Consider the following 11,265-nt stretch of genomic DNA (forward strand, 5'->3'; position numbering starts at 1 on the left):
CGGTCGGCCGCCGGCGCGGCCGACCGGTCGCCGGGCTCAGCGGAGGTCGAACCGGTCGAGGTTCATGACCTTGTCCCACGCCCTCACGAAGTCACGCACGAACTTCTCGCCCGCGTCCTGGGACGCGTACACCTCCGAGATGGCCCGGAGCTGGGAGTTGGAACCGAAGACGAGGTCGACGGCGGTGGCCGTCCAGGTGACCTCGCCCGTCGCGCGGTTCCGGCCCTCGAACACGTTCTCGGCCGAGGGGGACGCCTTCCACTCCGTACCCATGTCGAGGAGGTTGACGAAGAAGTCGTTGGTCAGCGCCTCGGGCCGGTGGGTGAAGACACCGTGGGAGGAACCCCGGAAGCCGGTGTTCAACGCCCGCATGCCGCCGACCAGCACCGTCATCTCCGGCGCGGTCAGGGTCAACAGGTTGGCGCGGTCCAGCAGGAGGGTCTCCGGCGACAGCTTCTCGCCCGCCCGCAGGTAGTTGCGGAACCCGTCCGCCTTCGGCTCCAGCACGGCGAACGTGTCCGCGTCGGTCTGCTCCTGCGAGGCGTCCGTCCGCCCCGGCGCGAAGGGGACCGTGATGACGTGCCCGGCGTTCTTCGCCGCCTGCTCGACGGCCGCGCAGCCGCCCAGGACGATCAGATCGGCGAGGGAGATCTTCGTCCCGCCGGCCTGCGAGCCGTTGAAGTCCTGCTGGATCCGCTCGAGGGTCCGTACCGTCTCGGTCACCTCGGGCAGGTTGTTGATCTCCCAGTCCTTCTGCGGCGCCAGCCGGATCCGCGCCCCGTTGGCACCGCCGCGCTTGTCCGTGCCCCGGAAGCTCGCCGCCGCCGCCCACGCGGTGGTGACCAGCTGCGGGACGGAGAGCCCGGAGTCGAGGATCCTGCTCTTGAGGGCGGCGACGTCCTGATCGGTGACGAGGTCGTGATCGACCTCGGGGACGGGGTCCTGCCACAGCTGCGGCTCGGGAACCCACGGGCCGAGGTAGCGCGAGAGGGGCCCCATGTCACGATGGAGCAGCTTGTACCACGCCTTGGCGAACGCGAGCGCGAGCTGGTCCGGGTTCTCGTGGAACCTCTTCGTGATCGGCCCGTAGATCGGGTCCACCCTCAGCGCGAGGTCCGTCGTCAGCATCATGGGGGCGTGCCGCTTCGACGGATCGTGGGCGTCGGGCACGGTGTTCTTCGCCGCCGGATCCGTGGGAGTCCACTGCTTCGCCCCGGCGGGGCTCGTCGTCAGCTCCCACTCGTACCGGTACAGGTTGTCGAGGTAGCCGTTGTCCCACTTCGTCGGCTCAGTGGTCCACGCCCCTTCGAGCCCACTGGTGAGCGCGTCGGCGCCCTTGCCGGTGCCGTAGGTGTTCCGCCAGCCGAGGCCCTGCTGCTCGATGGGGGCGGCCTCGGGCTCCGGACCGATGTACGAGGGATCGACCGCGCCGTGACACTTTCCGAAGGTGTGGCCGCCGACGATGAGCGCGACCGTCTCCTCGTCGTTCATCGCCATCCGCCCGAACGTCTCGCGGATGTCCCGGGCCGCGGCCAACGGATCCGGATTGCCGTTGGGGCCTTCCGGGTTGACGTAGATCAGACCCATCTGCACGGCGCCGAAAGGACCGGCGAGTTCCCTTTCGCCGCTGTAGCGCTCGTCTCCGAGCCAGGTGTCCTCGGGACCCCAGAAGATCTCCTCGGGCTCCCAGATGTCCTCACGCCCGAAGCCGAACCCGAACGTCTTGAACCCCATCGACTCCATGGCGCAGTTGCCGGCGAAGACCAGGAGGTCGGCCCAGGAGATCTTCCGGCCGTACTTCTGCTTGACCGGCCAGAGCAGGCGGCGCGCCTTGTCGAGGCTGGCGTTGTCCGGCCAGCTGTTGAGGGGGGCGAAGCGCTGGGCACCGGACCCCCCGCCGCCCCGGCCGTCGGCGATGCGGTACGTTCCCGCGGCGTGCCAGCTCATGCGGATGAAGAGCGGCCCGTAATGGCCGTAGTCGGCGGGCCACCAGTCCTGGGACGCCGTCATCACCTCGAAGACGTCCCGTTTCAGCGCGTCGAGGTCGAGGGTGGCGAACTCCTTGGCGTAGTCGAAGTCCTCGCCCATCGGATTGGCCTGGGGCGAGTGCTGGTGGAGAACCTGAAGGTCCAGCTGGTTCGGCCACCAGTCCCGATTCGTCCTGGGGCGAGTCGGCGTCGGGGTCGGGGAGGGGATTGCCGGGTTCTCGCTTTCGCTGCCGGACACGTCCGTCCTTCTTCCTGTCTCGGTGATTCCGTGTGCTCGCTGCTGCATGGTCGCGCACCGAGGAGCGCGCCGCTACGAGACACACGCAGAACGGGCGAGGCCCTGGAGGAAGATCCTCCAGGGCCTCGCCTGTCACCCGCGTCCGGTCAGGGCCGGTTCGCCGGCGGGTCAGCCGATGGACCAGCCGAAACCGCCGCCCGCGGCCGGAAGACCGTTCTGGCCCGGCTGGTGCGTGGTCACCGTGCCGGTCGTGCCGGTGCGGCCCCCGGTGGCGTTGCTCCACGGCAGGTCGTACGCGGCGCCGTACGGAGCGCTGCCCGGCACACCGACGTACAGCCTGGTGGCCGTGGCGCCCAGGTGGTTGCCGACGGCGTGGCCGGCGGTCGGGGTGCCGCCGAGGCCGGAGGCGTTGCCGGCCTCGATCCAGTAGTCGTTGTCGCCGGGCAGGCCGAACGGGTAGAAGGTCTGCACCGAGCCCGCGTCCGCGGTGGTGCCGACGTCCTCACCCGGGATGCCGACCGCGAGGACGAGGGTGGTGGCGGCGCCGGGAGCGCGCGGGGCCAGGTTGGCGAGGACGACCTTCTGGCCGAACCTGTCGCCGGTCTCGGCCGCGCCCTGCACGTTCTCGACCTCGGCGTTGAGGTTGGCGGCCTGGGTCACCGCACCGGCTCCGGTGACGCGGAAGCTCTGGACGGCGCCGGCCTGCGTCACGGTGGTGGTGCCGACCGCGAGGGCCTCACCGGGGGAGCCCACCGCGAAGACGGTGTCGGTCGCGGCGGACGTGGCGGACGGACGGTACGCGACGGCCGCCACGGAGGCGCCGAACTGGTCGCCCGCCTCGGACGCGCCGGACACGAAGTCGTCGTCCTGGCTGATGCCGAGGACCGGGGCCGGGATGCCGTCGGCGCTCAGGTCGTGCTTGAGGATCTGCACACCGCCCGCGTTGGCCAGGGTGCCGATCGCCTCACCCGGCGAGCCGACGACGATGTGGTTCGCCGAGGCCGCCAGGGAGGAACCGAACTTGTCGCCCGCCTCGGCGGTACCCGACATGCCCGCCTTGTCCTGGTGGATGGCGATGTTGACGCTTCCGCGCAGGTAGTGGGCGCTGCCGGCGTCGCTGACGGTGCCCAGGTCCTCGCCGGACACGCCGATCACCAGGTACGGCTCACCGGCGGTGGTGTGACCGGCCGCGACGGCGTTGCCGAAGCGGTCGCCCGCCTCGGGGGCCGAGGCCAGGATCGAGCCCGCGCCGGTGCCCTGGACGAGGTTGAGGGGCGCCTTGCCGGTGGACAGGCCGCCGGCCGCGCCGTAGAAGATCTGGGCGGAACCGGCGTCCGTCGTGGTGCCGACGTCCTCGGCCGGGACGCCCACCAGGAGGTCGGTGTAGCCGTCCCTGTCGTGGTCGAGGGTCGCGAGGTTCTCACCGAACCGGTCGCCCGGCTCGGCGCCTTCCGACACGGCGGGGAGGTCCTGGCTGATCTCCGCGGTGCCCTTGCCGCCGCCGTGGATCACGCGGACGACACCGGCGTCGGTGTCACCGCCCACGGTCGCCTTCGGATCGCCGACGACCGTGTCCTCCACGCCGTCGCCGTTGAAGTCCGTGATCCGCGGCGCCAGGTCGAGCTGGATGCGCGGGGTGGTGGCACCCGTGTAGCCGATGCTCTTGCCGCCGGTCTCCAGGAGCTTTTCGAGCTCGGAGACGCTCGCCCTCGGGTACGCCTGCTTGAGCACCGCGAAGGCGCCCGCGACGTGGGGAGCGGCCATGGACGTGCCGTTGTACGACGCGTAACCGTTGCCGGGAATCGAGGAGATGATGTCGCTGCCGGGGGCGAACACGTCCAGCAGCGGGCCTCGGTTGGTGAAGGAGGACAGCGCGTCGGTGTCGGTGGTGCTGCCCACCGTGATGGCCGAGGATACGCAGCCGGGGGAGCCCACCGCATCGGTGTACGCGTTGTTTCCGGCGGAGATCACCGTGGCGACACCGGCGGCGCGCAGGTTGTCGACGGCCACCTTTCGGGCGTCCCCGTCGCAGGCCGTCGTGTGCTGGCCACCGCCCAGGCTCATGTTGGCCGCGACGACCGGCGTCCCGGACTGCCGCATCCGCAGCACCAAGTCCAGGGCCGCGAGCTGGGCGCTGCTGAAGGTCAGCACACACGGCGCCGCCCTGGGCGAGCAGCGCTCCGCGGAGTTGACCTTGCTGAACACCTGTATGGCGATGATGCCGGCACCGGGGGCGACACCGGACTTGGGGGCTCCGGTCACACCCTTCCCGCTGCCTGCGGCGATACCCGCCACGTGGGTTCCGTGGTCACAGACGGTGCCCATCGTCGCGCAGGGCCCGCTGTCCACGTCGGCCGAGCCGGGTCCCTCCTGCTGCTCGGTGCCGTTGGCGCACAGGCTGGTGGCGGGGTAGTCGGGGATCTCGGTGGAGAAACACGCCTCGGCGATCACCCGGTTGCCCAGGAACGGATGCTTGACGGCGACTCCGGTGTCCAGGATGGCCACCGCCGTACCCGCGCCGGTGTTGCCCGCGGCGACGGTCTTGTCCGCGCCGATCACGGACAGGCTCGAATCCAGCGCCGGGGGTACGGCCACGTCCTCGGTGACGCTGACCACACCTGGCTGCCCGGCCAGTTTCTCCAGGCCCGCCTTGTCCACGTTGAGGGTGGTGACGGGCAGTTTGGACAGAGTCCGCAGGGCCTTTCCGGCGCGGGCCGCGGCGGGCAGGTCCGCGCGGTTCCGGGTGACGACGTTGACTCTGACCGTGCCACCGTCGGAGACCTGGTCCTCAAGTGCCGGGTCGATGGGGTCGGCTGCCGCCGGGGGCGCCTTCTCGGGGCTCACCGCAGCGGCGTGGGCGGGTATCGCGCCGAGAGAAACGGCCATCACCGCCGTGATGACCGTGGACCATAGAGGCCTTTTCATTTCACTCCAACTGAAAGCGGGCACAGGGGGATGCCCGCGGGGGACTGCGGGGAAGATCGCGTCACGGTATCGAACGCCACGCCGAGGATGGGGGGTTACCCCCCTCCGACGATCACGCCCGGGCGGGGCCGGGTGACGCGCGGCGGGGTGCGGCGTGGTGCGGTACGGCGAGGGCCGGGCGGCGCGATGGAGCCGCCCCGCCCGGCGCGTTCAGAGACCGGCGACCTTGGCGCTCGCCGACAGCTCGTAGACCAGGGTCACCGTGCGGCGGCCGCCCGGCGGCAGGGCGACGTCCCAGCGGGCGATGCCTTCGGCGTCGACCACGTCGGGCGCCGGGGAGCAGGCCTCCTCGCGCAGGCGTACCTCGACCGCCGAGACCTCGGAGACCGGGATCCGCTCCCGCAGGACGATCACCCGGTCGCCGTGCTCCCCAGGGGCGGAGAACCGGGACAGGTGCAGCCGGACCGTGCGGGTGACCACGGTCCGCTGCGTGATTCCGGTGGTGTCACGGGACTCCTCGGTGTCGCGGACCACCCGATGGTCGTCGCGACTGCCGAAGGCCAGCTCGACGGGGGCGCCGGGAGCGGTGAAGTCCAGCGTGCCGCGGCCGGTGAACCCGCTGTCCCGGATGAGGTCCACGGGCCCGGCGAGCAGTGCGTGGCCGGACAGGTTGTCGAACCGGACCACCTGGGTGACCAGCGGGGACAACTCGGGTGAGCAGGCGTACTCACTGCTCGCGGCGGTGGTGAAGACGGAGAGCGGCACCCGGTGGGCGCGGCCGTCCGCGGGGACGGATACCGCCGCGGGGGAGTGGAGCACCCGGGCCTCGCCGCCGTCGTCCACCCCCGGCAGGCCGAGCACGGGAGCGGGGCCCAGATCCGCGATCTCCTCCTCGCGCAGCTCGACGTCGACCGTGCGCCGCTCCGCGGCGGAACGGTCCGTGAGCGTCAGCCGGTCCTCGGTGAGGTGTGGGGGCTCGGTGGCCCGCGCCGACCGTGCCGTCGACAACGTCAGCCGTACGTCCGACCAGTCCTCGCCGGTGCGCTGCCAGACCATCGCGTCGGTCTCCAGCGTGAGCGTGTCCCCGTCGAGCACGGCGCGGTAGGCGGGCCGCCACAGGGCACAGGGGGTGAGGTGACTCAGGCGCAGGGCGACCGGCCCGGCGACCGCGGCCTCCACCGTCAGCTCGATGTGGCCGACCAGCGCGGCGGGCTCCTCCTCGGCGAGCTCCATGGCCCGCTCGGTGTCCGCGAGTTCGGCACCGAGGGCGGCAAGGCGGGCCTCGACCGTACGGAGTTCCTCGCCGTACGTGTCACGTTCGCCGTCCACCCGGTCCAGTTCGCGGGCCCAGCGGGGCCCTTCGTACTCGCCGTGGCCGACGCCTTCGCCGATCTCCCGCAGCAGATCGGTGGCGAGGCGGCCGAGCAGGTCGAGGCGGGCGTGCAGCCGATCGCGTCGCCGTTCCAGGACGAGCCGCTCCTCTTCGAGGGTGCGCACACGGCGGCGCAGAGCGGAGTCGTCGTCGATGGCCGGCAGCGACCCGCGCGGCGTCCACTCACGGACGATCCGCACATCGAGCACCGTCGCCGGATGGGGATGCGGATGCGGATGCTGAGGCTGAGGCTCGGAGGTCAGCTCGGCATGGAGGGTGCGGTCGACGGCCAGCGCGCTGACCGGACCGAGACGCAGCCGCTGGACGCCGGCCTCCAGGTCGAGCACGACGGAGCGCTCGACGTGGGCGCGGTCCTCCAGGCAGGTGACGGCGGTGACGGGGAGGGGGATCGGCTTCAGGGCCGTGGACATGGCGGGTCTCAGCTCCTGCGGGCGCCGCCGACCAGCGCTTTGCCGGCCGGGATACGGATCTCGTAACCGCCGTCGAGTGCGGCGGTGCCCCCCGCGGGCAGCTCCACCCGCCAGACGCGGGTGCCGGGGGTGAGGCGCTCGGGCCCGGCACCGTCCGGGGGTGCCGTCCAGTCGGCCCGCTCCTCGATCCGTACGCCCGGTTCGGAGGTGACCGGAACCCGCTCCCGTACCTCGACGGTGGCGGGCCTCGCGAGCCGGTTGGCCAGCTCCACGTGGACGCGGTGGTCGAGCACGGTGGTGTTGTTGCGCAGGCCCGACATCGACTCCTTGAGATGCGTACGGCGGGTGACCCGGATGCCCTCGGCGGGCCCGAGCCCCACCCGGCGGACACCACCGGGTGCGAGCGTGGGCAGCGCGGCGGTCAGCAGGAAGTCGTCGTCGACGGTGACCTCCACCGGTCCTGCCGGCAGGGCCTGGTCGGTGGCGTTGGAGAGCACCAGCGTGGCGTACACGGTCTGCTCCACGGACGGCACGCAGAGGTACTCGGTGCGCAGGCCGACCGGGATCTCGCCGATGGTGACGGTGTGCCAGGTGCCGTCCGACGGAATGTCGGCGCGGGCGGCGGCGTCGAAGCGGTGGTCGAAGGATCCCGCCGACTCCCGGGGACGCACCGCGTGCCCGGGCAGCGGCAGCGAGGCCACCGCTTCCGCGCGGCGGCGGTACTCGGCCGTCACCGGGTCGACGGAGGAGTCGGGGAACAGCCGGCCTCTGCGACCGCCGGGCTCCTCCGGCCCGCACAGGACGAGGGCGGCGTAGTCCAGCTCGGCGCCGCTCGGCCGCGGCGGACCGGCCATGGGGGCAGCGGTTGCCGCAGGCGGCGTCGGCGCGGCCGCACCAGGAGCCCCGGGCGCGGCGGGTGCCAGGCCGGCGGGCGCCCCGGCGAAGGGTGCGCCGCCGGTACGCGGCCTGCGGGCCGATCGCGAGGGGCCGTCCCCCGCGAGGCCGGGCGTACCGCTGCCGAAGGCCTCTCCGGAAGCGTCGTGTACGCCGTCGGGCACGGAGAACGCAGGGGGCGGCGCGCCGTAGGCCTGCGGGGCCGGTGGCGGTGCCGGAACGGAGACTGGCACGGAGAACGCAGGGGGCGGCGTGCCGTAGGCCTGCGGGGCCGGTGGGGGAGGCGGTGGTGGAACGGGGCCCGGCGCGGCTCCGCCGACGGCCCCGACGGCCGAGGGTGCGGCGGGCGTGGCCGGGCGAGGGCCGGCCGAGTCGTACCCGGCGAACAGATCGGCGAGCCCCGCCGGAGGCTCGCGCCAGCCGGAAGCCGCGGCGGCGGGCTGACGGCGTCCGATCCGCATCGAGCGGAGCCTCGGCAGGTCGGTGCGGCGCCGCAGGTCCGCGGTGGCCAGGGCGATGCGCACGCCGGTCCAGTCCTCGCCGGTGCGCTGGGCGACCGAGGCGCGCAGCACCAGACGGCCGCCGCCGTCGCCCTGACGGTGGGTGAGACGGTAGGCCGGCACCCAGACGGCGCCCGGCACCCCGTACTCCAGCTCCAACTCCAGCTCCTCGCCCGGGTCATCGGGGCCGTCGAGGCTCAGTACCGCGCAGACCGTCGTCTCCACGTGCGCCGCCGGCGCGTCGGTGGAGGCGCGGCCGAGCCGGTCGGAGGCGACGTCGAGCTCGTGCTCGACGCTGAGCAGTGCCTCCTCCAGCTCGGCGAGGCGGGTGTGGAGTGCGGTCAGCCGCTCCTCGACGAAGTCGGCCAGCTCCAGCCACGCGTCGACCGGGGCGCGGCGGTGCGGGTCCTCGCGCCGGCGGGGCGGCGGCACCGGGCGCAGATCCCGGACCTCCTCGATCAGGCTCAGTTGCCGGTCCCGGCGTCCCCGCGCCGCCGCGTACGCGTCGCGCAGCCGCTCGACCTCGCGCCGCAGGTCGTCGCGGACACCTGTGCCGGTCCCGGTGCCCGTGCGGACACCTGTGCCCGTGCCCGTGCCGGTGCCTGTGCCTGTGCCCGTGCCGAGTGGCAGCGGTTCGGCCTCGACCTCCACCCGGGCCTCGATGACGCGCACCCGTGGGGCGCCGAGGACACGGGCCCGCAGCGAGCCCGGGTCAAGCGAGCGGGGCAGTCCTGTCACCCGCAGCCTGCCGTCCGGCGGCATCGTGCCCCGGGCGAGGCGGCGGCAGAGCGCGCCCTGCGAATACACCACGACCGCATCGAGGGTCGACCCCCACCGCTGTGCCGGCTCCGCCGTCATGTGCCCCCGCCCCCCGCCGTGTCCATGCCGGTCGAAGCCTACGCCCGGGCCTGCCGCGCGTCCCCGCCGAGTGCCGACTCCCGATGTCAGTGGCCCGTCGTACGGTCGGGACATGAGCACCTCCGCCGAAGTCCGCGCCCTCGCCCTCTCCTTGCCGGAGACGACCGAGAAGGAGGCGTGGTCCATGCCCACCTTCCGGGTCGCCGGGAAGATGTTCCTCACCCTGCCCGACGACGAGACGTCGATGGCCGTCCGCTGCCCCAAGGAGGAGCGCGACGAGCTGGTCCTCGCCGAGCCCGAGAAGTTCTGGGTCGCGGACCACGAGGCGTCCTTCGCGTGGGTACGGGTGCGGCTGGCCGCCCTCGACGACGCGGAGGAGCTCCGCGCGATCGTCGTCGACTCCTGGCGCCAGGCCGCTCCCCCCACCCTGCTCAGCTCCCACGCCGACCTCGTGCCCCCGGTTTAGGAGGGTCCGGGCGGTCCAGCGGCGCCTTCGGTGGTTGGGCCGCCCGTGGAGTGGGACGCTGAAGGGGAAGGTCCGTGCCGACGAGAGTTCGGGAGGGACGTATGGGACGCGACGTCCCGGCGCTGGTGTTCACCCGTGACGACCGTCGCCAGTTCCGGAACAAGATGCACACGTGCCTCGACGTGTTCGCGCGGATGCTGCGGGAGTCACGGTTCGACTTCGAGCGCCCCCAGGTCGGCCTGGAGATCGAACTGAATCTCGTGGACGACGACGCCGAGCCCGCCATGCGCGGCTCGGACGTTCTGGAGGCGATCGCGGATCCCTCCTGGTCGAGCGAGCTGGGCCGGTTCAACCTGGAGATCGACATCGGGCCGCGCCCGCTCGTCGCCGGGCGCCCCGACTCCTGGGAGCAGGAGATCCGGGACGCGCTCAACCACGCCGAGGCGCAGGCGGCCGCGATCGGCGCGCACCTGCTCATGATCGGGATACTGCCGACCCTCGAGCTGAAGGACGTCGGTCTGGCGGCGCTCTCCGAGAACCCGCGCTACCACCTGCTGAACGAGCAGATCTTCTCCGCCCGCGGGGAGGACCTGCTGATCTCGATCGACGGGGTGGAGCGGCTGCGGACCTACGCCGACACGATCACACCGGAGGCCGCCTGCACCAGCACCCAGTTCCACCTGCAGGTCGCGCCGCACGACTTCGCGGACCACTGGAACGCCGCTCAGGCCGTCGCGGGCGTGCAGGTGGCCCTTGCGGCGAACTCGCCGTTCCTCTTCGCCAAGGAGCTGTGGCGCGAGACCCGTATTCCGCTCTTCGAGCAGGCCACCGACACCCGACCGGACGAGATCAAGGTGCAGGGAGTACGGCCCCGGGTGTGGTTCGGCGAGCGGTGGATCACCTCCGTCTTCGACCTCTTCGAGGAGAACGTGCGGTACTTCCCGCCGCTTCTTCCGCTGTGCGACGACGAGGACCCGCAGCGGACGCTGGAGGACGGCGGCATCCCCGCACTGGCCGAGCTCACCCTCCACAACGGGACGATCTACCGCTGGAACCGCCCGGTCTACGCCGTCGTCGGCGGCGTACCGCATCTGCGGGTGGAGAACCGGGTGCTGCCCGCCGGGCCCACGGTGGCCGACGTGCTGTCGAACGGCGCCTTCTACTACGGACTGGTCCGCGCCCTCGTCGACGAGGACCGGCCCGTCTGGACCCGGATGTCGTTCTCGGCCGCGGAGGACAATCTGCACGCCGCCGCCCGCCACGGAATCGACGCCCAGCTGTACTGGCCCGGGATGGGCGAGGTCCCGGCGACCGAGCTGGTACTGCGGCGCCTGCTGCCGCTGGCCGACCGCGGCCTCGAACGGCTGGGCATGGACGCGGCGCGGCGGGAGCCGCTCCTCGGCATCATCGAGCAGCGGTGCGTCAGCGGCCGCAACGGCGCGGTGTGGCAGTCGGAGATGTTCCACCACATCCACGACATCGATCACGCGGACCGGCACCAGGCGCTGCGGCGGATGACCCAGCAGTACATGGACTACATGCACATGAACGCCCCGGTGCACACCTGGCCGGTCGAGTGAGCCCGGCGGCCGC

6 protein-coding genes are annotated in these 11,265 nt (G+C 72.5%); 2 read left to right on the plus strand and 4 right to left on the minus strand.

Annotated elements, in window-relative coordinates; all coding sequences use genetic code 11:
• Positions 1 to 36: 36 nt before the first annotated feature.
• From katG to ACF06X_RS12965, 4 genes are all read right to left on the minus strand, one after another.
• On the minus strand, positions 37 to 2,226 hold the full coding sequence (gene katG / locus ACF06X_RS12950) for a catalase/peroxidase HPI (RefSeq protein ID WP_392287296.1): 2,190 nt from the start codon (positions 2,224 to 2,226) through the stop codon (positions 37 to 39).
• Positions 2,227 to 2,394: 168 nt separating this feature from the next.
• Complete coding sequence (locus ACF06X_RS12955) at positions 2,395 to 5,112, minus strand: S8 family serine peptidase (protein ID WP_392287297.1); 2,718 nt, start codon at positions 5,110 to 5,112, stop codon at positions 2,395 to 2,397.
• A gap of 249 nt (positions 5,113 to 5,361) precedes the next feature.
• On the minus strand, positions 5,362 to 6,954 hold the full coding sequence (locus ACF06X_RS12960) for a DUF4139 domain-containing protein (protein ID WP_392287298.1): 1,593 nt from the start codon (positions 6,952 to 6,954) through the stop codon (positions 5,362 to 5,364).
• 8 nt (positions 6,955 to 6,962) lie between these two features.
• A complete protein-coding gene (locus ACF06X_RS12965; RefSeq protein WP_392287299.1) occupies positions 6,963 to 9,206 on the minus strand; it encodes a DUF4139 domain-containing protein in 2,244 nt (747 codons plus the stop codon).
• Between the two features lie 112 nt (positions 9,207 to 9,318).
• On the opposite strand from ACF06X_RS12965, the gene ACF06X_RS12970 reads away from it, so the two are divergent.
• Both ACF06X_RS12970 and ACF06X_RS12975 read left to right on the plus strand, forming a co-directional pair.
• On the plus strand, positions 9,319 to 9,672 hold the full coding sequence (locus ACF06X_RS12970; protein WP_392287300.1) for an MmcQ/YjbR family DNA-binding protein: 354 nt from the start codon (positions 9,319 to 9,321) through the stop codon (positions 9,670 to 9,672).
• Positions 9,673 to 9,773: 101 nt separating this feature from the next.
• Entirely contained in the window at positions 9,774 to 11,252 is a 1,479-nt protein-coding gene (locus tag ACF06X_RS12975) for a glutamate--cysteine ligase (RefSeq protein ID WP_392287301.1), read from the plus strand.
• The last annotated feature ends 13 nt before the right edge of the window (positions 11,253 to 11,265 follow it).

The sequence above is a fragment of the Streptomyces sp. NPDC015346 genome (genome assembly GCF_043078785.1).
GTDB lineage: Bacteria > Actinomycetota > Actinomycetes > Streptomycetales > Streptomycetaceae > Streptomyces.

Coding starts and splice junctions, on each gene's coding strand:
- ACF06X_RS12955 (WP_392287297.1), bottom strand. CDS start 5,112: ATGGCCGTTTCTCTCGGCGCGATACCCGCCCACGCCGCTGCGGTGAGC.
- ACF06X_RS12960 (WP_392287298.1), bottom strand. CDS start 6,954: ATGTCCACGGCCCTGAAGCCGATCCCCCTCCCCGTCACCGCCGTCACC.
- ACF06X_RS12965 (WP_392287299.1), bottom strand. CDS start 9,206: ATGACGGCGGAGCCGGCACAGCGGTGGGGGTCGACCCTCGATGCGGTC.
- ACF06X_RS12970 (WP_392287300.1), top strand. CDS start 9,319: ATGAGCACCTCCGCCGAAGTCCGCGCCCTCGCCCTCTCCTTGCCGGAG.
- ACF06X_RS12975 (WP_392287301.1), top strand. CDS start 9,774: ATGGGACGCGACGTCCCGGCGCTGGTGTTCACCCGTGACGACCGTCGC.